This window comes from Novosphingobium sp. (assembly GCF_965229225.1).
In the GTDB taxonomy this organism is placed as follows: Bacteria; Pseudomonadota; Alphaproteobacteria; order Sphingomonadales; family Sphingomonadaceae; genus Novosphingobium.
Map to the genome: position 1 here is coordinate 3,968,292 of NZ_OZ245867.1, position 23,533 is coordinate 3,991,824.

A 23,533-nucleotide genomic window follows, 5' to 3' on the forward strand; every position below is an offset into this window, starting at 1 on the left:
GCTCAGCCGCGCATCACCCAGCCGCCGTCGATATTGAGGACCTGCCCGGTTATCCACCGACCGGCTTCGGATACCAGAAGAAGCAAGGTGCCGCAGAGCGCATCGGGCGTATCGCGCCCCTGGATCGGGGTGCGCGCCTCGACATACTGGACCAGTGGGCTGTCGTCTGGCGTAAGCGCAAGGCCCGCGTCGGTCTTGGTCATGCCCGGTCCGATCGCGTTGACGCGAATGCCCTGGCGGCCAAGTTCGGTCGCGAGCGTGGTGGTCACGCCGTGAAGCGCGATCTTCGTCACGCCGTAGAACGACTGCGCCGGATAGGCCCCGGCGGAGACCTGATTGACGATCGCGCCGCCCCCGCGCTCGGCCATGAAGTGGGCCACCACTTGCGCGCAGTTGATCGCGCCCCAGACATTCACCGCCATGCCCTTGTCGAAGCGCGCGCGGTCGGTTTGAATCAGCGGCTTGTCGACAATCTCGACCATCAGCGCGGCATTGTTCACCAGAATGTCGATCCCGCCGAACACGGCCTTGGCCTTGTCGGCCATTGCGGTGACGGATGCGGTATCGGTGATGTCAACCTGCACAGCCAGCGACTTGCCGCCTGCTGCCGTGATCTCGTCGGCCACGGTCTGCGCGCCCTCGCCGTTGAGGTCTGCGACTACGACCGCCGCTCCGGCATTCGCGAGCGCAACCGCGTAGGCCCGGCCAATCGAGTTACCGCGCCCTCCTGCGCCCGTGACAATGGCCACCTTGCCCTCGAGCCTGAAATTGTCGTTGCTGAAATCCGCCATGTCGCGTTCCTCTTAACCGCCGAAGATCGGCGCGCCGACACCGATGGTGACGGTCTTGTAGTGCAGAAATTCGTCGATCCCGGCCTTGCCGCCTTCCTTGCCGAAGCCGGAAATGCCCACGCCGCCGAACGGCGTGTGCGAATTGATCTGGAACCCGCCGTTCACATAGACGCCGCCGGCATGGAGCCGCTCGGCAATGCGGTGGACCCGCTGCAGGTCGTTCGACTGGATATAGGCGGCAAGGCCGTATTCGCTGTTGTTGGCGATGGCGATGGCCTCTTCCTCGGTATGGAACTTGAGGATCGCGACGGCGGGGCCGAAGATCTCGACTTGCGCGATTTCGTGATCGGGATCGACATCGACCATGATCGTCGGCTCGATGAAGTTGCCGCTGGCAAGCTCGCCCCCGGCGCGCTTGCCGCCCATCAGGAACTTGCAGGCGTTGTCGGCGGTAGCCCGGTCGAACATGCCGGTGATCCGCTCGACGGCTGCCTTGTTGATCACCGGGCCGACCATGACGCCGGGGTCCATCGGATTGCCGACTTTGAACTGCTTCGCGATGGCGACCATCCGCTCCACGAATTCGTCGTAGACATCGGCGTGGACCACCTGGCGCGTGGGCAGCGCGCAGCCCTGCCCGGCGAGGCAGCCGATCGTCCAGAACACCGCGCGCTCGGCAGCGGCCTGCAGATCGCAATCGGGGAAGACGAGGCTGGCCGACTTGCCGCCAAGCTCCATGACCGTCGGCTTGATCTGCTCTGCCGCGGCCGCGAGGATCTTGCGCGCGGTGATCGGCCCGCCGGTGAAGCTGATCTTGCGCACCTTGGGGTGGCGCACGATGGTATCGCCCGCTTCGCCCGTGCCCGGCAGGATCGAGAGCACTCCGTCCGGAATGCCCGCTTCCACGCAGCACTGCGCAAAGAGTTCGGGTGCGAACGGCGTGATCTCCGCCGGCTTGACGATCACGCAGTTGCCCGCCGCCAGCGCCGGGGCCACTTTCATGCCGAGGCCGATCAGCGGTCCGTTCCAGGTGTTGATGATCCCCACGATCCCGATGGGTTCGGGCACCGAATAGGAAAACTCGCCGCGCGTATCGAACGTGCTGAGGAGATCGCCAGTCAGCTTGTCGCACCAGCCGGCGTAGTAGCGCACCCAGGCGGCCGCGGTTTCGACCCCGCGCTCGCCCTGCATCAGCGGCGTGCCGCCATCGAGCGCGGCCATTTCGGCAAACTCGGTCTTCTTTGCGATCATCAGATCGGAAAGTCGGGTCAGCATGGCCCCGCGCGCTTCGGGGGAGGTGCGGCGCCAGCCCTCGCGGGCGGCTTCCGCTCTTGCGACGGCGGCGTCGATCTCGGCGGGCCCGGCAAGCGGGATTTCGGCAAGCGCGTCGCCGCTCACCGGGTGGATATGGGTGCGGCTGCCGCCCGAGCCGCTGGTGCGCTGCTCGTGGCCAAGGTGGAGGTGGACGGTGGGAATGGCTGTGCTCACGGCGGGGTCTCCGGCTGGGATCGGGTTATTGGGGAAGCGCGAGGGTCAGGCCGCCGTCTGCACCGGGACGCATCACCGGGCTCCACACGATTTCCCAGCCATTGCCTTCGGGATCGGTGAAATAGCCCGAATAGAGCCCGCCATCGCGGTCGCGTACCGGGCTGGTCAGGGCGGCGCCTGCGGCAAGGGCACGAGCTATCTGGCTGTCGACATCGGCCTTGGACTCGACAAAGACCGCGTTGATCGCGCGGGCAGTGGCCGACACATCGATCCCGCTTTCCTTGGCGAGATAGTCACGGGGAAGGAACACGATCACCGCCGTCCCGGCGCGCAGCATCACGCTGCCCGGCATGTCTGGCCCCCAGGTCTTCCAGCCAAGCGCGTCGATGTAGAACGCGCGCAGCGCCGCCACATCGGCGGCGGGCACCATGTGCATGTGCAAGGCCTGATCCATCATGCTGTCTCCCATTCCAGCTCGAGCGCCTCGAGCGCCTGAACCGATCCACCGCGAAAACGCAGCGTCTGATCATCTGCCGTTTGGAAGTGGCCGATCTTGCGCGCCCAGGTCTCGTAGAAGATCGTCATCTCGAGGCGGGCGAGGTGGATGCCGAGGCAGGTATGGATACCCGACCCGAACCCGGCATGGCGGCAAGTCGGCCGGTCGAGCCGCACCTCTGCCGGGCATTCGGTGAGCTTTTCATCCCAGCCGACCATGTGCAGCGGCACCAGCACGGAATCGCCGGCGTAGACTTTCACGCCGGCGATTTCGGTGTCCTGCACGATGTAGCGAGGGGTCGAGACGAAGGTGTAGCGGCGCATCAATTCATCGATGATCGCCGGGATCGCCGCGGGATCCTCGATCATCCGGGTGCGCAGTGCGTCGTCCTGCGCGAGGTGGCGCATGCCGAAGGTCAGCGCGTTGACCACAGTATCAAGCCCGGCAAGAAACATCAGGAAACCGATCGAGATCAGTTCGTCCTGCGCCAGCTTGCGGCCTTCGAAATCGGTTTGGATCAGAGTCGAGACGAGGTCGTCCTTCGGCTCGGCGCGGCGCGCCTCGATCAGCTGGCTCAAGGTGCCGAGGATCTGCATCGACAGCGCCATGCGGCGCTCGTCGGAGATTGCGGTGCTGAAATATTCGACCACGATCGCACGGAACGTGTCGAACTGATCGAGCGGAAAACCGAACAGCTCCATGAACACCGAGACGGGAAACCGCGACCCCAGTGCGTCGACGAATTCGCACGATCCCTTGGCAGCAACCTCGTCGATCAAGCGTTCGGCCCAGTCGCGGATGCGCGGTTCGAGCGGTTCGATCGCCTTGCTCTCGAAGAACGGGCGCAGCAGCTGGCGATAGGGGCGGTGTTCGGGAGGATCGAGCGATTCCGGGATCATCCGGGGCTGGTGCGGATTAGGCGGGATCGAGAGGAACTTGCTCGAGAACCGGTCCGGATGGCGCAAAACGTCGATCGCGGCATCGGCGCTGGTCACGACCCAGTGCCCGCCATGCGCAGGGGTCCAGAACACCGGCGGAGCGTTCTGCTTGAGGTCCCAGTAGGCGGCGTGGACATCGGCTGCAATTGCCGGGTCACTGACATAGTCGAACGCAAAAACGGGTTCGCGCAGCCGCTCAGTCGCGGTAGTCGCCATCGAGTCGCACTCCCACTTCGTTATATCCTTGCCTCTAAGTAAACGGCGGTTTACATAGCATGTCAATGCCTGAATCTGCGTTAGAACCAGCTCTGCGTCCCCAGCGCGATGCCCAGCGTACCCGCGCCGCGATCCTTGCCGCCGCGCAGGATGCCTTTTCGATCCGGGGCTATTCGGATACCGGCGTCCGCGAAATCACCGCTGCCGCCGGGGTCAATCCCGCGCTGGTCAGCCGCTACTTCGGCTCCAAGGAAAAGCTCTACGAAGCAGCGCTCTCCGATCTGCTGCGCGCGGGGATCATCACCGAACTTCGGAAGGAAAACTTCGGCGTGGCGGTGGTCGATCTGCTCACCACCAGCCAGGGCCCGCAGCGCAACCCCTTGCCGATGATGATGCTGGCAAGCGCCGATCCCACGGCCCGCGCCATTTCAGACCGGCTGCTGAAGGAGCTGTTCGTCGAACCTCTGGCCCGCTGGTACGGCCCCGAACGCGGCGCCGGGAAGGCGGCCTGCTTTTCGGCACTGGCTTCGGGGCTGACGCTGTACCGCGAGCTCTATCCGCTCGGCGCTTTCGGCGCGGAGATGTCCGCCGAAACCCGCAAATGGCTTGCCGCAGCCTTCCAGGCGCTGATCGATTGAGGTATCGATAAAGAGTTATTGCACTAGGTGAGATATCTCGGCACAATCAGGCCATGGGATGTCTGGATGGAAAGACCGCGCTCGTCACGGGTGGCGCAAGGGGAATCGGGGCGGCGATCGTGTGCCGGCTGGTGGCGGAAGGCGCACAAGTGGCGTTTGTCTGGCACGGCGCGGAGGACGCGGCGGAAGCGCTGGTCGAAGAGGTCGCGGCGGCCGGGGGCAGGGCATTTGCTATCCGGGCGGACGTTTCCGACAGTGCTTCGATCGCAGCGATGTTCGCTGCCTGCGACGCGGCATTCGGGCCGGCACCCAATCTCGATATTCTGGTCAACAACGCTGGCGTGGGCAGCGACGGGGAGGACGCGAGCCTCAAGAGCGGTTCGGAGGAACTGTTTGACCGGATGATGGCGGTCAATGCCAAAGGGCCCTATCTCGTCACGCAGGCCGCGTTACCACGGCTGCGCGATCATGGCCGGGTGATCAACATCGGCTCGATTTCGGGCAAGGTTGCCCAGCATTTCGCAGCGGGTTACGCGATGGGCAAGCGTGCCTTGCAGAGCCTGACCTTCTCCACGGCGGTCGCAGTCGCCAAGCGCGGTATCACCTGCAATCTCGTTGCGCCGGGCGCGGTGGCGACCGACTTCATCGCCAAGCTGCGCGAGCGTCCCGGGTTCGACGAAGCAAACGCCAAGACCACGCCGATGGGCCGCATGGGCCAGCCCGACGATATCGCCGGTGCGGTCCTGATGCTGTGCCGCGAGGAAGCACGCTGGGTGACCGGCAACGTGATCGAGGCAGCGGGAGGGCTCGCGATCTGATGGCACTGATGACCGAAAAGCTGCGCGCGATCATGGCCCTCGATCCGCAGCGCGCCGAGATCGATTTCGAGGGAATCGATTATACCTGGGGCGATCTTTCCCGCGTGGTGGAAGCCATCGAGGCCGCACTCGGCGGGATGGGCCTTCCGGCGGAAGCGCGCGTCGGCATTATGCTGCGCAATCGGCCCGGCCATATCGCCGCGATCCTCGCGGTGCTGGCGACGGATCGTTGCCTCGTCTCGCTCAATCCGATCCTGCCCGATGCGCGGCTCCATGCTGATATCGAGGGGCTGGGCCTGCCTGCGATCATTGCTGATGAAAGCGATCTCGCACGGCCCGGGATGACCGATGCCTTGCACCGTGCAGGCAGCGCGGTCATCGCCATCGGTGCGCGGATGGAAGGCGTGCGTCTGCTGCCCGGGCATGAAACGCCGCGCTGCACAGTCCTGACTTCACCTGGCGTGGCGATCGAAATGCTGACCAGCGGCACCACAGGCGCGCCCAAGCGCGTGCCGCTCACCCGCGCATCGTTTGACGCGAGTTTCGCCGGCTTCACCCGCTACGAGCGCGGCCGTGATTTTGCCGATAGGCCGCAGCTGCGTTCGGGCGTGACGATGGTCAACAATCCGCTCACCCACATCGGCGGGATATACGGCTGCATCGGTGCGCTTGCAGCGGGCCGCAAGATCGGCTTGCTCGAGAAGTTCACCGTCGAGGGCTGGGTCGAGGCGATCCGCCGCAACCGCCCCAAAGTGGCGGGCGCGGTCCCTTCGGCGATCCGGATGCTGCTTGAAGCCGATGTCGATCCTGCTGCGCTTTCCAGCCTTTCTGCGATGATCAGCGGCACGGCCCCGCTCGCGCCTGAACTGGTCGACGCGTTTTATGAAAAATACGGCATTCCGATCCTCGCGAACTATGGCGCGACCGAATTTGCCGGCGCCATCGCGGGCTGGTCTCTCGACGATTTCCGGGCACACTGGAAGGCGAAATACGGTGCGGTCGGCCGGGTCCACGCGAATATCACCGCCCGAGTCGTCGATCCCGCAAGTGGTCTGGAATTGCCCCACGGCGAGGAAGGGCTCCTCGAACTGAAGGGCGATCAGCTGGGGCCTGACTACCCGCAGACTGGTGAGCGCTGGCTGCGCACCACGGACCGCGCTGTGCTTGACAGCGACGGCTTTCTCTACATCCGCGGCCGCGCCGACAATGCGATCATTCGCGGCGGCTTCAAGATCCATCCTGACGATGTGGTTCAGGCGCTGAACCAGCACCCGGCGGTGCGCGAGGCGGCTGTTGTGGGGGTGCCCGATGAACGGCTCGGCGCAGTGCCGGCGGCGGCGATCATCCTGCGCGCCGGGGCCGTGCGCCCCGATCCCGAAGACCTCAAGCAGTTCCTCAGGGACCGGCTCATCGCCTACCAGGTTCCGGTCCACTTCCGCTTCGTCGACGACTTTCCGCGCACCCCCTCGATGAAGCCATCAGCCCCCGGCCTGAAGGCGCTTTTCGAAGAACAGACGGCATGAGCGAATTTGCAGGCCGCTGCGTGATCGTGACCGGCGCGGGACGCGGGATCGGGCGCGGCGTCGCGCAGGCCTTTGCGGCAGAAGGCGCCCATGTTGTGCTCGGTGCGCGGACCCTCTCCTACGCCGCAGAAGCGCGAGAGGCGATTGTGGCGGCGGGAGGCCGCGCCGAGGTCTGTGCGCTTGATGCAAAGGACCACCAGTCGTGCCGCGATCTCGTGGCAACTGCGATACAAGTCTTCGGGCGGATCGATGTCATCGTCCACTGTGCCGCCGAGATCGCGCATGGCGGCCTTGGCGCGGTCAGTGATGAGGCGCTCGAAGCGGGCATCGCCTCGACGGCCAAGGCGGCCTGGTGGCTGCTGGATGCCGCGCGCCCGCATCTCGCCGCCGCGCCGCAAGGCGGGCGGTTCATCGTGATCGGCTCGGTCAACGGCACCTTCGTCACTGTTCCCAACATGACCGCCTATGGCATGGCCAAGGCCGCGCTGGACGCCTTCGTGCGCGGAGCTGCGGGTGATGTGGTCCGCGAGAGCATCACGGTCAATGCGATCAACCCCGGGCTCGTGGCCAGCGACAATGCGCTGCGGGTGCTGGGGGCGGAGGGCCTTGCCGCCTATGGCGCGACGATTCCGGTTGGCCGTGCCGGAACGCCGGACGACATTGCCCATGCCTGCTTCTTTTTCGCCTCGCAGAAGGCGAGCTACTGTACCGGCTCCACGCTCAAGCTCGACGGCGGCGCGTCGGTCGCGCCGCGCGCGGAAGGGGCGGATAAGGTCTTGCAGGAGCGTCTCAGGGCCCAGCACGGCCCTGCTCCGAAATCTGTTTGAACGTCACCAGGAGCATTTCCATGAAGATCGACAATTCCATCGCTGCCGTGGTCACCGGCGCCGCATCCGGGCTCGGCCGCGCCAGTGCCGAGGCGCTGGCTGCCGCCGGCGTCAAGGTCGCGCTTTTCGACATGAACGAGGAAGCCGGAACTGCAGTTGCCGAGGCCATCGGCGGCCTGTTCTGCAAGGTTGACATCACTTCGGAAGAGAGTGTCGAAGCAGGCTATGCCAAGGCGCGCGCGGCGCATGGGCAGGAACGGATCGTGGTCCATTGCGCCATGGTCACCGGCGGCGGCAAGACCGTCTCGTTCGACAAGCAGACCGGCGGCTACAAGCGCACGCCCACCGAGATGATCGCCCGCTCGGCAGAAGGCATCTTCACCGCAAGCTACCGGATCGCCTCGATCGCGGCGCTCGGCATGGCCAATGCCGATCCGCTGAATGAGGATGGCGAGCGCGGCTGCATCATCATGACATCCTCCGCCGCCTCGCAGGATGGGCAGATCGGGCAGGTCGCCTATGGCGGCGGCAAGGGTGCGGTCAATTCGATGGTCCTGCCGATGGCGCGCGATCTCATGGATCTGGGTATCCGCGTAAATGCGATCGTGCCGGGCATCTTCGCCACGCCGCCGATGCTTTCGGTAAAGGACAAGGCGCCGGCGATCTTTGCCGGGCTCGAAGCTTCGGTGCCGTTCCCCAAGCGCCTCGGCAAACCGGAGGAATTCGGCAGCCTCGTGCTCGAACTCGCGCGCAACACCTATTTCAACGGCCAGTGCATCCGCCTCGATGGCGCCATCCGCATGCCGCCCAAGTAAGGACCTGCCATGAACCGGCCGCAGCAGTTTCCCTTTGCCCGCCAGAGTGCAGGACATGCGCCACTACGGTGGCCGGGATCGATCCGCCGCACAACGTCGATCGATTCGGAATGGCCCGATGGCTTCGGCCAGCCCTGGGAGATGGTGGGCCGTGCGCGTGATCTGCTGACGCCGCTGGACGGCGATCCGGTCGAACTGGCCGTGGGGGGTTTTCAAATCCTCGCTTCGCCGCAGCGGGAGATACTGCGGATCGCTTTGAACCCCGACCATCCAAGATCGCAGGAACTTGTCGGTGTCCGAGCGGGCGGGGCCAGTCGCCGCGCCATCGCTGAAATTCTCGGCGATCTACGCGGCACGCCGACATTTCAGGTTCTGGATGATTTTGCCGGAGCAAGTCTGGTGGCAGGCTGGATCTGGTCGCAGTGGCGCGGTGACTGGGCCTCAGGCCCGCAGCGCAGTGCGCAGCAATCAACCGCCGGTCGCAAGGGCGTCATGAACGACATCTGCACCGGTTTCACCACCGGTGGCAGCGCCTTCAAGGCTGACGGCACCCCTGACAACGTCAATCAGTCCTTCACAGAAGTCGGTCCGCTCGAGCACCCGGATGATGCCGCCGGCTGGCACCCGATGCCGTTTCAGCAAGGACCCAGGAAGCGGCGTGCCCGCCGAATCGATCTTTGGCTCCAGAACGATGTGATCATGGTCGATGCAGGGTTCCAGGACAGCGGCTCAAACCCCGCAGGTGGACGCACCGCGATTCATGAATACCGCCTCTATGCCGAGATCGATCCAGTTACCTCGTGCCTTCTTGCCTTGCAGGCGCTTCCGCTGATCCTGCCGTATCGCGAATGCCCCGGGGCATCGGTCAAGGCGACCCGGCTGATCGGCAGCGATGTCAGGGAATTCCGGGATTCGGTGGTCGAGGTACTGCCGTCAACTCTTGGCTGCACGCATCTCAACGATGTGCTGCGTGCGATTTCGGACGTTCCCGAACTGGCGCGGGAGCTGCGCTCAGACTGACGCCTCGATGCGCCCTGCGGTTTCTCTTGTGTATCTTGGTGGACGTAGTTATATAAGTCCGCACACTTTGAGCGGCGTGTATCGCTCTTTGGGAGGAGACCTGAAAATGCCGAAGCTTTCGAAGCGCGCCGCGGTGCATCTGTTGGGCGGAGTTGCCGGTGCCGCCATGCTGCTGTCAGGTGGAATTGCTCGTGCCGAGGACGCACCGGCCGAAGCAGCCGCGACCGACCAAAACGGCGGTCTGCAGGAAATCATCGTCACCGCACGCAAGGTCAGCGAGAAGCTTCAGGACGTGCCGGTCGCCGTAACCGCCTTCTCCGGCGCGGAACTCGCTTCGCAGAATGCCGTCAAGGTGAGCGAAATTGCCGCCTTTACCCCGGGCTTCACTACGATTGAGGCTCCGTCAAACCCGACAGCGCTGCAACTTTCGATCCGTGGTCAGGTCCAGAATGATGCGCTCGCCACGCTTGAGCCTTCGGTCGGCACCTATCTCGACGGCGTCTATATCGCCCGCACCTATGGCCTCAACGGCGATCTCCTCGACATTTCCAGTGTGCAGGTGCTCAAGGGCCCGCAGGGCACGCTGTTTGGCCGCAATACGTCTGCAGGCGCGGTGCTGCTTGAAACCAACAAGCCGAAGCTTGATGCCGTGAGCGGGAGCATTGTGGCCACCTACGGCCGGTTCAATGAGATTGACGGTACCGTGATTCTGAACTTGCCGGTTATTAAGGACAAGTTCGCACTCCGAGGCGCGGTCAAGTACCGCAATCGCGATGGTTATACCACTGACACTGTCACGGGTGCAAAGTACGACAATGTCGACAACCTGACAGGCCGCATCTCGGCGTTCTGGCAGGCGACCGATACCATTTCACTCACCGCATCCGGCGAGTGGTACACTTACAAGTCCGACGGTCCGGCCCGCCAGGTGCGTCGCGTTGCAGGGACTGCGCTTACTTATCAGCAGCTGGCGAGCACCCAGTTCGGCTTTGTTGCAGGCATCGCTCCCGCGAACACGGCTGCGGCACTCAATCAGGCTACGCAGCCGCCAGCCTCCCAGATCGGTCTTGTAAACTCTGATCCGCGCACGGTTTCGCTGAACGACAAGCCGTTCACTGACACCAAGACCCGGAATTATAATCTGACAGCGCAGTTCGATCTGGGCAAAAGCACACTCAAGTTGATCGGTGGTTACCGCAAGATCACCTCGGCGAGCAACATCGACCTCGACGGAACGCCCTATCTGCTCCTGCAAACTACAGGCTATCAGGACCTGCATCAGTGGTCGGGCGAAGTGCAGCTCACCGGCAAGATCATGGACGACAAGCTCGATTATGCGGCTGGTGTGACATACTTCACTGAAGGCGGCTTTGATCGCTCGACCTCGAACAATGCGGTTGGTTTCGTGCCCTTCCTCGCCTTCGTCGGCGCACTCGCGCCCGCTGGTATACCAGCAGGAACCTTCGTGCCGAATACCACTGGCCTCTACCGCGGTGATATCAACAACAAGAGCTTCGGCATCTACGGCCAGGCGAGCTACCATATTACCGACAAGCTCACCTTCACGGGCGGCCTGCGCTGGTCGAGCGACAAGAAGTCGCTTTTGACGCGCAACGGCAACGCCCTGTTCAACACCACCGTCTACATCAGTTGCAACATCCCCTCAATCACTACGGTGGCGAATGACAACTGTGCTGCGGGTCGTTCGGATACGTTCAAGCGGCTTAGCTATACGGCCGGTCTTGACTACAAGGTCACTCCCGACGTGCTGATTTACGCCAAGGCTGGCCGCGGCTATCGTTCGGGAGGTCAGAACCTTCGTGCCAACGGCGACCCTGCCACCTTTACACCGTTCAAGCCCGAAATGAACGACGAGCAGGAAATCGGCATCAAGTCCGAATTTCTCGATCACAAGGTTCGCTTGAACGTCGCTGCCTATCACAACCAGATTTCCGACGCGCAGCGTTCGCTGTTGCTCAACGTGCCGGGCAGCACCAACCTGCTGACCGTGCTCTACAACGCAGAGAAACAGGAAACCTATGGTGTCGAGGCCGATCTCGCGGCTGCAGTCACACCCTACCTGACGCTTTCGGCATCGGGTTCGATTACCGATCCCAAGTACAAGAGGTATACCCAGCCGATTGCATTTGGCAGCAGCACGTTCGTCGATCACTCGGGCGATGCCTTCGTGGCGGTGCCCAAGAGCAGCTTCACCGTCGCAGCCGACTTCCACCAGAGGGTCGGCCCCGGCAAGCTGACCGCGCGCGTCGATTTCTCGTGGGTCGACAAGTACTATGGCGCGCCTGACCTGTTCACTTACGCCGGCACCACGATCACGCCGAACTCGCAGGCAGCGATCGACTCGTTCACAACGCCTGCAACCGGTATTCTCGGAGGCAACATCGGCTACGAAAGCGACAGCGGCATTTCGGTGACGGTCTGGGGTAAGAACCTCACCGACAACCGCGCTTTCACGCAGAACCTCTACATCGGCTCGCTCGGCATCACGAGCTCCAAGCGCCGCGATCCGTTGACCTACGGCGTGACCCTGGGCTTCCACTTCTGAGGGCCCCGCGGTCGCTGCGGCGGCCCGGATGAATGATGAAACGGGAAGGGCGGGCCGGTGGCGGTCCGCCCTTTTCTGTGGCGCGATCGGGCAAAGAAGAAGCCCCGCCGGAGCCGGTCCGGCGGGGCTTGGTTGTGCGCGCGACGGTGATCAGGCTGCGGCCATCAGCTCCGCCCGCCGCGCGTCGACCTGCGGCTGCAGGTTGGCGCGCTTGAACAGCTTTGCCGCATTGCCGCCCAGCACTGCGACCAGTTCATCGGTCGATACATCGGGGTTGGCCGCCACAAGCGTGTCGATCACCTGCTTCGAGAAGGGGAACGTCCCTTCGGCGTGGGGATAGTCGGTGGCGAAGAGCAGCGCATCGATGCCGACGCCCTTGCGGATCGCCATCGAACTGTTGCCATCATTCTGCAGCGCGCAGTGCACCTGATCGCGCACGATCTGGCTGGGGAGGCGCGAGAGCTTGGGACTGATCGAGGGCGCGTGGCCGTTGTAGACCTCGTCCATCCGCTCGGCGAGGCCCCAGAGCCAGCCGGCGCTGTGCTCGGCAAACAGGATCTGCGCCTTGGGATTGCGATCGAGCACGCCGCCAGCGACCAGTTGGGTGATCACATCCACCGCATCGTTCATCTGACGCGTGTAGTTGAACAGCGCACCGCCCGGGCCCTTGAGCGCACGGATGTTGATGTTGCCGACACCGGTGTGGAACACCAGCGGAATACCAAGCTCTCCTGCCAGCGCGAAGATCGGATCCCAGCGCGGATCGTTGTAGTTGTTGAGCCCTTCCCACAAGCAGAAGGCGGCAAAGCCTTTTGCGGCTGCACGCTCGCACTCGGCAAGCGCATCATCGAAATCGATGCATGGGATCATCGCGGCGGGGATGAGCCGGCCGCGCACCGGTGCGCAATAGTCCCAGGCCCAGTCGTTCCAGATCTGGCAGGCGGTGCGCTGCCCTTCGCGGTCGGCAATGCGTGGCAGCATCAGGCCGAGCGAGGGGAAGACCAATTCGGCATCCACCCCGTCCCGGTCCATATCGGCGAGCCTCAAATCAAGATCGCGCGCGCCGCGCCGCTTGGTATCGACCGCGCAGTCCGAGACGAAGTTGTCGGCCGCATCGGTGCAGGAGCGGTCCGGGGCCTTTTCTGCGCCGGTTTGGGCCCCGGATTGAGCATTGAATGCGGCATCGCCCTCACCGGTCTTGTGGGTGTGGAAATTTGTGTTGATCTTGAGGATCACCTGCTCGCCGATCCGGGTTATGCGGATGTCACCCTGTACCTCGCCGTGGATCACGTAGTCCTTCAGATGCGCGGGCATGCGGGATACGAACAAGTCAGGCGGTTCGGCGACATGGGCATCGCAGCTGAAAACGAAGGGGCGAAGTTTCTCGGTCATGGCAGGGCTCCTCTTCCACGGACGGCGCATGTCCGTTGCGCCGCCTTGCCGGAGCAGATTGTCAAAAGAGGTATCTAATATATTTGATGAGCGTCAAAATATCGGATTTTTTGACGATTTTTATCAATAAAAGATACTTTTAACGACTGCGCGGCAAGCCGAGCCGGGTCTCCGCGATCACGCTGCGCTGCACTTCGCTGGTGCCGCCGTAGATTGTCGCCTGAATGCCGCTCCGCGCTTCGGATTCCACCGCCGCCAGCGCCGCGATGCTGCGGTCGAGCGAATAGGGGGCAAAGCGCTGGACCAGTTCGGCATTGCAGGAGGCCCAGCTCTCGGTGCCGAACAACTTGCACATCGGACCGAACCAGCGCTGCCCCTGACCAGTGTGCCCCGCCCAGATCGCGCGGATCGACAGGCATTCGAGCAGGGCGATATGCGCATCGAGGCGGGCAAGGGAAAGCCTGATGGCGGGCGCATTCTCGCCAATGCCCGGAAGGGAAAACAACGCATCGAGCCCGCAATGCAGCTCGCTGCGAGCAAGATCGAGCGCGCCCAGATAATAGTCACCCTGATTGTGTTCGAGCGTCATCGTCGCGGCGAGTACCTTGGTGCCGCGTCCGGCCTCGCCGAGCAAGTACCGGTCCGGCACCGCGAAATCTGCGTAAAAGGTAATGTTGGTGCGCTCGCCGGCAAAGGTCTGCACCGGGGCCAGATCGAAACCGCCTGTGCCGGGGCTGCCGAGCGGCCCCACGAACAACGTTAGCCCGCCTTCGGTACGGCACAGCAGCAGCACGTAGTCGGCAATATGGGCGCTGGTGGTGAAGACCTTCTGCCCATTCACGATCCAGCGCTCACCATCGTGGACCGCCCGGGTCTTTGCGCCGAACACGTCCGATCCGCCTGTTGGTTCGGACAGGCCAAGGCAGGCCAGCGCTTCTCCGCGTGCCAGCTTGGGCAGGATTTCCGCCTTGGCCTCGGGAGTGCCGAACAGCATGAGCAGCTTGCCGATCGAATCCGACACAACGAGCACCGAGATCGGCCAACCCGCGTGGGTGAGCGCACGGTGCACCGCAGAAGTTGCGAGCGCCGACGCGCCCGATCCGCCCCATTCCTCCGGCCAGTCCGGAAACAGCAGCCCCGCATCGGCCAACTTGCGGTGGAGCTCGGGAATGTGGTTGTCGAGGCTCACGGCAAAGGCCCGCTTGTCGGCCTCGGTAAAATGGGCAGCAAGAAACGCTTCGGTCCGCGCGCGCCACGCTTCGGCTTCGGCATCCGGGCTGAAGCTGATCGGCACGGAACCGATCGGCGCGAGCTCGCGAAGCGGGCCGGTGAGCAGGCGATCAGGATCGCCAAACTGCAGCAGCGCCGCACGCGCCGCCAGATAGAGCGCGGGCAGGGGCGAATCTTCCGATACGCCATAACCGCCGAAGGTGCGCATCGCGGTTCTGATCGCGGGGATCACGCTGCGCGCGGCCCACCAGAAGGCCTGCGTATCCAGGAGAGCGCCGTCCGCCGCTTGCTCTGCGCGCGCGGCGATGGCGCGCCAGATCAGCAGGCGCGCGCCCTCCACCTCGGTGATCGCATTGGCGAGCGCGTGGGCCACGCCCTGGTATTCGCCGATGGGCCTTCCGAACACGACCCGCTCGCAAGCATAGGCGGCCGCGTCTTCCAGCGCGCGGGTCGCGATGCCGATGCAGGCGGCCGCGATCAGGATGCGTTCCTCGGGATAGGCGATTACGCCCGCGCGTCCGGCCGCTTCTGCCACAAGCGCGGCATCGAAGAGACTGCCGCCGTCCTCGATCAGGGCATCAATGCCAAGCTCCCGCAGGACCTCATCGGCGCCGCGCGCGCCGCGATCGGCGAGCGCGCGGCGGACCGTTTCGATCATCGCCTCCTGCTCGCCGCTCAGGCCGAGATGGACCATGGCTGCCTCGCCCCCCAGGATCAGCGCGGTGGCGGTGCCGTGATCGGGCCCCGCCCCGCCTTCATGCGGCCTGGTAGACCGGCGAGGTGTGCACCACCGGTTCCATGCGGAACAGCCGCGCGGCGCTGAGCCCGAGGATGTCATTGCGCACCGTTTCGGGCACATCGAGGTTCTCGAAAAGCTGTTCCTGGATCGGGCGGCTGATCGGGAAAGTACCCTCGGCATGCGGGTAGTCCGAACCCCACATCACGTTCTTCGCGCCGGGAAGGCCGGCAGCGGCGGCAGTGATGCACGCGCGGTCATGCTGGAAGCTCGCCCAGACCTGATCGTCGATGATCTGGCTGCAGCGGCGCGAGAGCTTGGGGAAGACGAACTTGGCGTGCGCTTCCTCGACCTCGTCCATGCGCTCCGCCAGCGCGACCAGCCAGCTGGCGCCGCTCTCGATGAAGGCGACCTTGGCGCCCGGATTGCGATCGAGCACGCCGCCGGCGACGAGGTACATGACGCTCTGCTCGGCATCCATCATCTGGTTGGTGTAGTTGATGATCCCCGCGCCCGGGCCGCGCTCGATGACCACGGATTCAAGACCGGTGCCCGTGTGCATGACGAAGACGATGCCAAGTGCCGCACCCTTGGCGAACACCACGTCCCACTTCTCGTCATTGTATTTCGGGAGGTTTGGCGGGGTCACCGCAGGCAGCATCGCAGCGGTGAAGCCCTTGGACGCGAGGTATTCCAGTTCGGCCACCGTGTTCGAGAAATCGAGCACCGGCAGCATCCCGCAGCGCACGAAGCGTTCGGGGTGGCCGCCCAGAAACTCATTGTTCCAATCGTTGTAGAGCCGCGCCGATGCGGCTTCCGCCTCGGCGCTGTCGAGCGCGTAGAGCCAGAGGCCCAGGCTCGGGAAGCAGATCTCGGCGTCGATGCCTTCGAGCTCCATGTCCTCGAGCCGGCCGGGGATCTCGCGGATACCCTTGCGTTCATTGTCGCCGAGCGCCTTTTCGCGGTGCTGACCGACGCGCAGGCGGTAGATCACCTTGTCTTCGGTGCCGGTGATCAGGAAGTCCCCTTCCTTGCGGCTATGAATGGCGTGGCGCTTGAGACTGGCGGGCAGACCATCGAGAAAGATCGAGGGCGGTTCCATGATGTGGCTGTCGGCGCTGAAAACGAAGGGCTTCATGTGATGTCTCCCGAGTCGATTGCGGGAAAAGAAATACCTAGTTAGACAAGTCAGCGCAAGAGTTTTGCTGGACAAAGGATATTGGTGGGATAAAAAGGTATCTTAAATGGAGGTAGCATGCTGCAGTCAGGACAGGCCGAGACGCTGGTCGTGCGCACCGCGCGCGAACTTGCCAAGCTCAGCATGGCGCATGAGGACGGCGCATTCATCGGTGCCGAGGACGAGCTACTCGCCCGGCTCGGCATCAGCCGACCGACCTTGCGGCAGGCCGCCAAGATTGCCGAAAACGACCGCCTGATCACTGTGCGGCGGGGCATCCGGGGCGGGTTCTATGCCAGCCGCCCCGATGCCGATGATGCAATCCGCACGCTGGCGCGCTTTTTGCGGCTGCGGGGCGCGACCTTGCTTGATATTATGGCGGTTAGCCGGCTCGTTGCCGAAGAGGCCGCGGCTTTGGCGTGTCGCTGCACTGACGAGGTGCTTTGCTGGAAGCTGGCGCAATTCGCCGCTACCATTGACGAAGCGGACAGTGCCTCGGCGATGATCGTTGCGGAGTCTCGGATTGCCCGGTTGCTGGCCAGCATGAGCGGCAATCCGGCGATCGAACTGGTCATGGCGATTGGCTATTCGTTCGGCATGGAAGAGCAGGGCACCAGCCTCTACCAGTCGCCAGAGCAGCGCGAAGTGGCACGCAAGCTGCAGCATGGCCTGTGTCAGGCGATACTCGACCGCGATGCCGATATCGCCCGATTGATCATGCGCCGCCGCTCGGCGACCCTGGCGGAATGGCTTGATGCGGCAGGGCAGCAAGCATGATGGAAGTGATCACCTTTAAAGGCTTCGGCGGCATCCGGCTGGAAGCTGAAGTTGCCGGAGATCCCCATGATCCGGCCATCCTGCTCGTGCATGGCGCAGCGCAGACCCGCGAGGTCTGGCGCGATGTTGCGGACGGTCTGGTCCAATCCGGACGGCGGGTGGTGAGGCTCGATTTGCGCGGCCATGGCACGAGCGAGTGGCCGGCTGACGGGCGCTATGAATTTGCGGCCCATGTCGAGGATCTGCGCGCCGTGCTCGCGCAGATGGGGTCGCGCCCCGTGGTCGTGGCGGCGACCATGGGCGGATGGATCGCGGTTGCCGCGCTCGCCAGCGATGCTGCCAATCTAGCGGCCGGGCTGGTACTGGTCGACATGCCGGTAAAGCCCGATCCGGCTGTGGCCGGGACCATTGCCGCGCGGCTTGGTGCGCTGCGCGATGGCGACGACGCGCAATGGGATGTCCGGACGCTGGACGGCTTCCCGCTCGACCATATGGCGAAAGTCCTCATGGAGGCGGCGCCCCATCTGGCGCTTCCCACGCTGGTTGTCCGCGGCGGCCTCTCATGGATCGGGCAGTCACCCGGGAATGCCGAGTTCGAGGCGGCATTGCCCCAGGCCGAGTCCGCCCAAGTCGCCGATGCAGATCTTCTCGTCGTGACTGACCGGACCGAAGCGTTCCTTGGCTTGCTGCTCGATTTTCTGGAACGCAAGCAGCCCCGCTCTGCCAGCGAATTCCGCGCCGGGTCGGATGCCCGGACCTTGCGCGATGCGATGGGCTGTTTCGCGACCGGGATCACTGTCGTGACGGCACTCGCCCCCGATGGCTCTCCGGTCGGCCTGACCGCGAACAGCTTCACCTCGGTCTCGCTCGATCCGCCGCTGCTGCTGGTGTGCATTGCCAACACGGCTGGCACCGCGCCGGTGTTGCGGCAGGCGAGCCATTTCGGGGTCAACGTGCTGCAGACCAGCCAGCAACCGGTTTCCAACCGCTTTGCCGGCAAGGGGGAGGACCGCTTTGCCGCAACTGCGTGGGCGCCAGGCGAAGCGGGCGTGCCTTTGATCGACGGTTCGCTGGTGGCCTTCGAATGCCGCCGTCACGCCGTCCACGAAGGCGGCGATCACTTCCTTCTCGTGGGCGAGGTCACACGCGCGCGCTACGAGCCGCGCCGTGATCCGCTGCTCTACTTCCGCGGAAAATACAGGCGGCTGCATTTCGCCTGAGCCGGACGCCACGGCGCTGGACAACGCGTCCGTCCTGTCATATCCCACTTAGTTATATAACTTGGAATCGAGTGAGAGGACGAAGCATGCCTTGGGCAAACCAGGACAAGACGGCGATCGTCGGGGTGGGCGCGACGGACTATTATGTCCGTGGAAAGAGCTGGCCGCGCACGATCAATGACATGGCGGGCGAGGCGATCCTCAAGGCCTGTGCCGACGCCGGCATTTCGATCAAGGACATCGACGGCTTCGCCTACTATTCGACCGCGGGTGCGGGCTATCTCGACAAGTTCGATACGGCGAGCCTGATGGAAACGCTGGGCATGCCCAACATCTCGTTCTCGGCCACGCTGACGAGCGGCGGCGGCGGTTGCCCCGGCGCGATCGGGCTCGCGACCGCGGGCCTGATGAACGAGGATTGCAAGTACGTCGTCACCTTGATGGCGCTGCAGCAATTGCCGCAGCACCGGCTCGGCGTGGTGTTCGGCGCGGCGGCTCCGAGCCCGGAAAACAGTTTCCTCCAGCCTTCGGGGCTGGTCGGCCCGGGCCACTTGATGAGCGTGCTCGCGCGGCGGCACATGCATCTTTACGGCACGACGCAGGACGCTTTTGGCGAGATCGTGATGGCCACCCGCGCCAACACCCACAACCGCCCCAAGGCGGTGCGCAAGGCGCCGCTCACCAAGGAGGAATACGACGCCTCGGTGATGCTCGCCGATCCGCTGCGCCGGCTCGATTTCTGCCTTGAAACCGATGGCGCGGTGGCGGTGATCACCACCACGATGGACCGCGCAAAGGATTGCCGCCACAAGCCGGCGGTGGTCCATGCCTGCGCGCATGGCGGGCAGCGCGAATGGGGCCGGGCCTTTGCGTGGATGGGCATGCCCGATCCGCACTTCGCCAGCTCCGGCCACAAGTTCACCGCTGACCGCATCTGGGCGCAGTCCGGCCTCTCGGCCAAGGACATGGATGTCGCTCTGATCTACGATCACTTCAGCCCGATGGTGCTGATGCAGCTGGAGGACTACGGCTTCTGCGAGAAGGGCGAGGGCAACGACTACGTTCTTGCCGGCAAGATCCGCTATGATGCGGCAACGCAGGGCGGCGTAAACGGCGGCGTGCCAGTCAACACCCACGGCGGCAATCTCAACGAAGCCTATATCATCGGCATGACCCATATCGTCGAAGGGGTCGAGCAAGTGCGCGGCACCGCGATCAACCAGGTCAAGGATGCCGAGTTTGCGCTTGTTTCGGGCGGCCCGGCTTCGCTTCCCGTCTCCAGCCTGATCCTGAGGAGCGCCTGAGCATGAGCGAGCCCATTCTCTATGGTCCGGCAAAGCTGTTGCCGGGCGACCAGATCCGCATCTCAACCAACCCCAACACCGAACCCTTCTGGGAAGCGGCCAAGGCACACAAGCTCACCGCATGTCAGTGCGCCAAATGCGGCCATTTCCGCATGCCGCCATCGCCCTACTGCCCCGAATGCTCGAGCCAGGAAGTCAACTGGCCGGCGCTGCCGGGCACAGGCACCGTGTTCAGCTATGTCGTGTGCAATAAGAACCCTGCCAATGGCGAAGACTATATCTACGTCCCAGTGGTCGTCGATCTCGATGGGGCACCGGGCGCGCGGCTCAACGCCAATGTCACCGGCTGCAATGCCGAGGACGTGCACATCGGCATGAAAGTCTCCGTTGAATGGACTTCAATCCAGGACGGTTGGGTTCTGCCCAACTTCCGCAAGGCCTGACCCCGTGCTGGGCGCGCTGCGGATCGTCGAGATCGGGGAAGGGCAGGCGGTCCAGGTCGCCGGACTGATGCTGTCGGCGCTTGGCGCAGAGGTGCTCAAGATCGAACGGCCGGGCGGCGATCCGGCGCGAGGGCAAGCGCGGTTCGCAAACTGGAACCGGGGCAAGCGCAGCCTTGTCCTCGATCTGGCAAGGCCGGAGGGGCTGGCGGGACTCCATGAGCGACTGGCAGGCGCCGACGTGCTGCTCCATCAGTTCACGCCAGCGCGCGCCAAGGCGCTCGGGCTCGACGATGCGGCGCTCGCGGCGCGCTATCCGCGGCTCGTTACCTGCGGGATCACTGGCAGTCCGTTCAACCATCCCGACGTTGAACGCTCGGATGATGAACTTCTCGTCCAGGCGCGCTTCGGCATGCTCTACGAAAACGACGGCTACCGGGCCGGGCCGATCGTGTGGCGCTACAACGCCGGCTCGTGGTCTGCGGCGCATCTGGCGGCGGCGGGCATTCTGGCGAGGCTGATTGTTCGGCTCCAATCTGGCCAAGGCGGCGCGGCGCATACTTCGCTGTTCCAGGGTCTGATGGCCGTTATCCCGCTGATCTGGGCGCGCAATTCCAAGGGTCCGATGCCCAACAACAAGCCCTATCCATTGGGGCCAAGGCCGATCGGGCAGCAGCTCTACGAATGCGAGGGCGGCGACTGGTTGCAGATCATGGATCCCACGCGCCAGTTCGATTACGCGTCGATGCCGACGATGTGGGAGGTGCTGGCCGAAGGGGCCGATCTCGAAACCGAAGCCGGCAAGATCGACGCGTTCAAGCGCCGCCCGCTGGAAAGCTGGCTCGCGGATCTGCGTGCGGCCGACATCGCGGCGGAACCGGCCTATCCGCTTGGCGGCATGCTCAGCCATCCCGAAGTCGAGGCCAACGGCTATGTCGTTGCCATCGACGATCCCGATCTCGGCCCGACGATCCAGCCCAACGTGCCGTTCCATACTGATGCCGACCTGCCGCCGGTCCGTCCGGCGCCGCGACTTGGTGAGGGCGGCGAGGTGGACTGGGCGCCGCCGCCTGCTGCGGTCGGTACCAATGGCCAGCCCGCCGAAGTGCTGGCGGGTGTCCGTGTCGTCGATTTCGGCATGTTCCTCGCAGGGCCGATGGGCCCTTCGATGATGGGCGATATGGGCGCCGACGTGATCAAAGTGGAAGCGCTGACCGGCGACCGCATCCGCTTCATGCACCGCTACTATCAGGCCGCTTCGCGCTCGAAGCGCTCGATTGCGCTCGATCTTACGCATCCCGAAGCCAAGCCCATTCTCGCGCGCCTGCTGCAATGGGCCGAAGCGGCCCACCACAACATGCGCTTCAAGGGGGCAGCCAAACTCGGCCTCTCCGACGAGGGGATCCGCGAGCACAACCCGGACATCGCCTTCAACTACGTCAGCGCCTATGGTCAGAAGGGCACTCGCGGCAATTGGCCCGGGTACGATTCGATCTTCAACGCGATTGCCGGCTGGGAATTCGAGAACGCAGGCGCAGGCAACAAGCCGATGTTCAACCGTCCGGGCACGATGGACGTGAGTTCGGCACAGAGCGCGCTCGTCGAGCTCATGGCCTCGATTTATGCCAAGCGCGAAGGCCAGCGCGGCTACTCAACCCAGACCTCGCTGCTTGGCATTTCGGCGATGACGCAGGGGGAGACCCTGCTGTTTCCCGATGGCTCGCTTGCCGAAACCTATCATCTCGACAGCGAACAGACCGGCTATTCGCCCTATCACCGCATCTTCCAGTGTGCCGATGGCAACTGGATCGCGGTGGCCGCGCTGACCGAGGCGCGCCGCGCCGCGCTGCGTTCGGTACTGGGTGATGCGGAGTCCGGCTTCGCGGCTGCTGCTGGCGCGCAGTCTTCAGCCGAACTTGTCACAGCGCTGGAAACAGCGGGCGTGCCCTGCGATCACGTGACCTTCGAGGATGCCGAAAACCGCTTCTTCGACAATCCGCTGCACCGCGAACTCAACCTGATCTCGGTGCTCGAACAGCCAGTCTACGGCACAGTCGAGCAGCCCGGCGCGTTCTGGTGCTTTGGCGATATTCCGGTGGTGTTCCGCCACGCGGCGCCCGCCATCGGCCAGCATACCGATGAAATCATGGGCGAGTTGGGCTTCTCCCCTGACGAGATCGCCGCCTACCGCGAGAAGAAGGTGATCGGCTGAGAGCACATCTCAGCCGTTCCGTTCCCGCTTGGGCGGCAGCCATGTCCGCACCGGTTCGAACTCCGGCATCCTGAGGCTGCGGCGCAGCCAGTTCGCACCGTCGAGCACAAAGGCATGGCCCGAGCAGAACGCGGCATAGTCTGAACAGAGATAGGCCGCAGCCCAGCCCAGCTCGTGCGTCTGGCCGACCCGGAGTGCGGGCTGGCGGCGATCGAGATCGCTCCGGTCCTTATCCGCAAAGCGCAAATGCTCCGCCCGGTCCTCGTGCGGGAACAGCCCCGGGACGAGGCAATTGACACGGATATCGTAGGGCGCCCATTCGACCGCGAGCGTCTGGGTGAGGTTGGTCACCGCCGCCTTGGCCGCAGCCGAGGGCGAAGTGCCTGGCCCCCCGGTCCAGCTGTAGGTCGCGCCGATGTTGAGGATCGCGCCGCCGATGCCGTCAGCAATCCGGCGGCGGGCGAATTCGGTTGAACAGATCCATGTGCCGTCGAGCACGATGCCCGTCACCGCGCGCCAGGCGTTGAGGCTGAAGTCCTCCGAAGCGCCGGCGAGGTTCCCGGCGGCGTTGTTGACGAGTTGGGTGACCGGGCCGAACGCTGCCTCGACTTCGTCGAAGCAGCCCTTGACCGCTTCGGGATCGCGCACGTCGAGCATGACGCCGAGCGCCCGGCCGCCAGCTTCCTCAACCGCAGCAACGCCGCGCGCCCGCTTGTCGGGATCGCGGCTGGCAATCGCGACGGCGCCGCCGAGCCGGCCAAACTCGCTGGCGATCGCCTTGCCAAGGCCCGAACCGCCGCCGGTGACGATGGCGACTTCACCAGCAAAGCTACCCTCGGGCAGCATGCGGGTGCCGCGCGGCGGTGCGGCGCGAAGGCCCCTGAAATTGTCGGCGGCATAATCGGTCAT

At 64.3% G+C, this 23,533-nt stretch carries 20 protein-coding genes; 12 read left to right on the forward strand and 8 right to left on the reverse strand.

What is annotated here, in order from left to right; all coding sequences use genetic code 11:
* Positions 1–2: 2 nt before the first annotated feature.
* Genes ACO06X_RS18660 through ACO06X_RS18675 form a run of 4 tightly spaced genes read right to left on the reverse strand, consistent with a single transcriptional unit; the run spans position 3 to position 3,929 of the window.
* Positions 3–791 carry an SDR family oxidoreductase gene (locus ACO06X_RS18660; RefSeq protein WP_421837635.1) on the reverse strand — a complete coding sequence of 263 codons (789 nt, stop codon included), beginning with the start codon at positions 789–791 and terminating at the stop codon, positions 3–5.
* A 12-nt stretch (positions 792–803) separates the two neighbouring features.
* Positions 804–2,279, reverse strand: coding sequence for an aldehyde dehydrogenase family protein (locus ACO06X_RS18665; protein WP_072383523.1), 1,476 nt, complete (start codon positions 2,277–2,279; stop codon positions 804–806).
* A gap of 25 nt (positions 2,280–2,304) precedes the next feature.
* Entirely contained in the window at positions 2,305–2,736 is a 432-nt protein-coding gene (locus tag ACO06X_RS18670) for a VOC family protein (protein ID WP_421837636.1), read from the reverse strand.
* Positions 2,733–3,929: a cytochrome P450 gene (locus ACO06X_RS18675; RefSeq protein ID WP_421837637.1), complete on the reverse strand. Its 1,197-nt coding sequence runs from the start codon at positions 3,927–3,929 to the stop codon at positions 2,733–2,735. The genes ACO06X_RS18670 and ACO06X_RS18675 overlap by 4 nt, the downstream gene beginning before the upstream one ends.
* Positions 3,930–3,994: 65 nt before the next feature.
* Between ACO06X_RS18675 and ACO06X_RS18680 the strand changes: the two genes are divergently transcribed.
* The 7 genes from ACO06X_RS18680 (at position 3,995) to ACO06X_RS18710 (ending at position 12,136) form a co-directional block, all read left to right on the forward strand.
* A complete protein-coding gene (locus ACO06X_RS18680; RefSeq protein WP_421837638.1) occupies positions 3,995–4,567 on the forward strand; it encodes a TetR family transcriptional regulator in 573 nt (190 codons plus the stop codon).
* A gap of 53 nt (positions 4,568–4,620) precedes the next feature.
* Positions 4,621–5,385: an SDR family NAD(P)-dependent oxidoreductase gene (locus ACO06X_RS18685; protein WP_072383517.1), complete on the forward strand. Its 765-nt coding sequence runs from the start codon at positions 4,621–4,623 to the stop codon at positions 5,383–5,385.
* The gene (locus tag ACO06X_RS18690; protein WP_421837639.1) at positions 5,385–6,908 is read left to right on the forward strand and encodes a class I adenylate-forming enzyme family protein; all 1,524 of its coding nucleotides are present in this window, start codon (positions 5,385–5,387) and stop codon (positions 6,906–6,908) included. The genes ACO06X_RS18685 and ACO06X_RS18690 overlap by 1 nt, the downstream gene beginning before the upstream one ends.
* Complete coding sequence (locus ACO06X_RS18695) at positions 6,905–7,735, forward strand: SDR family NAD(P)-dependent oxidoreductase (RefSeq protein WP_421837640.1); 831 nt, start codon at positions 6,905–6,907, stop codon at positions 7,733–7,735. Before ACO06X_RS18690 ends, ACO06X_RS18695 begins: the two co-directional genes overlap by 4 nt.
* A 20-nt stretch (positions 7,736–7,755) precedes the next feature.
* A complete protein-coding gene (locus tag ACO06X_RS18700; protein WP_072383510.1) occupies positions 7,756–8,550 on the forward strand; it encodes an SDR family oxidoreductase in 795 nt (264 codons plus the stop codon).
* A gap of 9 nt (positions 8,551–8,559) precedes the next feature.
* Positions 8,560–9,570: a DUF2889 domain-containing protein gene (locus ACO06X_RS18705; RefSeq protein ID WP_421837641.1), complete on the forward strand. Its 1,011-nt coding sequence runs from the start codon at positions 8,560–8,562 to the stop codon at positions 9,568–9,570.
* Positions 9,571–9,676: 106 nt separating this feature from the next.
* Complete coding sequence (locus ACO06X_RS18710; protein ID WP_072383506.1) at positions 9,677–12,136, forward strand: TonB-dependent receptor domain-containing protein; 2,460 nt, start codon at positions 9,677–9,679, stop codon at positions 12,134–12,136.
* 150 nt (positions 12,137–12,286) lie between these two features.
* On the opposite strand, the gene ACO06X_RS18715 is transcribed toward ACO06X_RS18710, so the two are convergent.
* The 3 genes from ACO06X_RS18715 to ACO06X_RS18725 form a co-directional block, all read right to left on the reverse strand.
* Complete coding sequence (locus ACO06X_RS18715; RefSeq protein WP_421837642.1) at positions 12,287–13,528, reverse strand: amidohydrolase family protein; 1,242 nt, start codon at positions 13,526–13,528, stop codon at positions 12,287–12,289.
* Between the two features lie 139 nt (positions 13,529–13,667).
* A complete protein-coding gene (locus tag ACO06X_RS18720; protein WP_421837643.1) occupies positions 13,668–15,452 on the reverse strand; it encodes an acyl-CoA dehydrogenase family protein in 1,785 nt (594 codons plus the stop codon).
* A gap of 61 nt (positions 15,453–15,513) precedes the next feature.
* The gene (locus tag ACO06X_RS18725) at positions 15,514–16,632 is read right to left on the reverse strand and encodes an amidohydrolase family protein (protein ID WP_421837644.1); all 1,119 of its coding nucleotides are present in this window, start codon (positions 16,630–16,632) and stop codon (positions 15,514–15,516) included.
* Between the two features lie 117 nt (positions 16,633–16,749).
* Here ACO06X_RS18725 and ACO06X_RS18730 point away from each other — a divergent pair, with 117 nt between their 5' ends.
* From ACO06X_RS18730 to ACO06X_RS18750, 5 genes are all read left to right on the forward strand, one after another.
* Positions 16,750–17,448 (forward strand): FadR/GntR family transcriptional regulator, encoded by a 699-nt coding sequence (locus ACO06X_RS18730; protein WP_421837645.1) that lies wholly within the window; start codon positions 16,750–16,752, stop codon positions 17,446–17,448.
* A complete protein-coding gene (locus ACO06X_RS18735; RefSeq protein WP_421837646.1) occupies positions 17,445–18,668 on the forward strand; it encodes an alpha/beta fold hydrolase in 1,224 nt (407 codons plus the stop codon). Before ACO06X_RS18730 ends, ACO06X_RS18735 begins: the two co-directional genes overlap by 4 nt.
* A gap of 86 nt (positions 18,669–18,754) precedes the next feature.
* Positions 18,755–19,972: a thiolase C-terminal domain-containing protein gene (locus tag ACO06X_RS18740; protein WP_072383496.1), complete on the forward strand. Its 1,218-nt coding sequence runs from the start codon at positions 18,755–18,757 to the stop codon at positions 19,970–19,972.
* A 2-nt stretch (positions 19,973–19,974) separates the two neighbouring features.
* Positions 19,975–20,415, forward strand: coding sequence for a Zn-ribbon domain-containing OB-fold protein (locus ACO06X_RS18745; RefSeq protein ID WP_143146778.1), 441 nt, complete (start codon positions 19,975–19,977; stop codon positions 20,413–20,415).
* A gap of 4 nt (positions 20,416–20,419) precedes the next feature.
* Positions 20,420–22,624 carry a CoA transferase gene (locus ACO06X_RS18750; protein WP_421837647.1) on the forward strand — a complete coding sequence of 735 codons (2,205 nt, stop codon included), beginning with the start codon at positions 20,420–20,422 and terminating at the stop codon, positions 22,622–22,624.
* Positions 22,625–22,633: 9 nt separating this feature from the next.
* Here ACO06X_RS18750 and ACO06X_RS18755 read toward each other — a convergent pair whose 3' ends face one another.
* Positions 22,634–23,533, reverse strand: coding sequence for an SDR family oxidoreductase (locus tag ACO06X_RS18755; protein ID WP_072383490.1), 900 nt, complete (start codon positions 23,531–23,533; stop codon positions 22,634–22,636).

Coding starts and splice junctions, on each gene's coding strand:
- ACO06X_RS18660 (WP_421837635.1), bottom strand. CDS start 791: ATGGCGGATTTCAGCAACGACAATTTCAGGCTCGAGGGCAAGGTGGCC.
- ACO06X_RS18670 (WP_421837636.1), bottom strand. CDS start 2,736: ATGATGGATCAGGCCTTGCACATGCACATGGTGCCCGCCGCCGATGTG.
- ACO06X_RS18675 (WP_421837637.1), bottom strand. CDS start 3,929: ATGGCGACTACCGCGACTGAGCGGCTGCGCGAACCCGTTTTTGCGTTC.
- ACO06X_RS18680 (WP_421837638.1), top strand. CDS start 3,995: ATGCCTGAATCTGCGTTAGAACCAGCTCTGCGTCCCCAGCGCGATGCC.
- ACO06X_RS18685 (WP_072383517.1), top strand. CDS start 4,621: ATGGGATGTCTGGATGGAAAGACCGCGCTCGTCACGGGTGGCGCAAGG.
- ACO06X_RS18690 (WP_421837639.1), top strand. CDS start 5,385: ATGGCACTGATGACCGAAAAGCTGCGCGCGATCATGGCCCTCGATCCG.
- ACO06X_RS18695 (WP_421837640.1), top strand. CDS start 6,905: ATGAGCGAATTTGCAGGCCGCTGCGTGATCGTGACCGGCGCGGGACGC.
- ACO06X_RS18700 (WP_072383510.1), top strand. CDS start 7,756: ATGAAGATCGACAATTCCATCGCTGCCGTGGTCACCGGCGCCGCATCC.
- ACO06X_RS18705 (WP_421837641.1), top strand. CDS start 8,560: ATGAACCGGCCGCAGCAGTTTCCCTTTGCCCGCCAGAGTGCAGGACAT.
- ACO06X_RS18710 (WP_072383506.1), top strand. CDS start 9,677: ATGCCGAAGCTTTCGAAGCGCGCCGCGGTGCATCTGTTGGGCGGAGTT.
- ACO06X_RS18715 (WP_421837642.1), bottom strand. CDS start 13,528: ATGACCGAGAAACTTCGCCCCTTCGTTTTCAGCTGCGATGCCCATGTC.
- ACO06X_RS18720 (WP_421837643.1), bottom strand. CDS start 15,452: ATGGTCCATCTCGGCCTGAGCGGCGAGCAGGAGGCGATGATCGAAACG.
- ACO06X_RS18725 (WP_421837644.1), bottom strand. CDS start 16,632: ATGAAGCCCTTCGTTTTCAGCGCCGACAGCCACATCATGGAACCGCCC.
- ACO06X_RS18730 (WP_421837645.1), top strand. CDS start 16,750: ATGCTGCAGTCAGGACAGGCCGAGACGCTGGTCGTGCGCACCGCGCGC.
- ACO06X_RS18735 (WP_421837646.1), top strand. CDS start 17,445: ATGATGGAAGTGATCACCTTTAAAGGCTTCGGCGGCATCCGGCTGGAA.
- ACO06X_RS18740 (WP_072383496.1), top strand. CDS start 18,755: ATGCCTTGGGCAAACCAGGACAAGACGGCGATCGTCGGGGTGGGCGCG.
- ACO06X_RS18745 (WP_143146778.1), top strand. CDS start 19,975: ATGAGCGAGCCCATTCTCTATGGTCCGGCAAAGCTGTTGCCGGGCGAC.
- ACO06X_RS18755 (WP_072383490.1), bottom strand. CDS start 23,533: ATGACCGATTATGCCGCCGACAATTTCAGGGGCCTTCGCGCCGCACCG.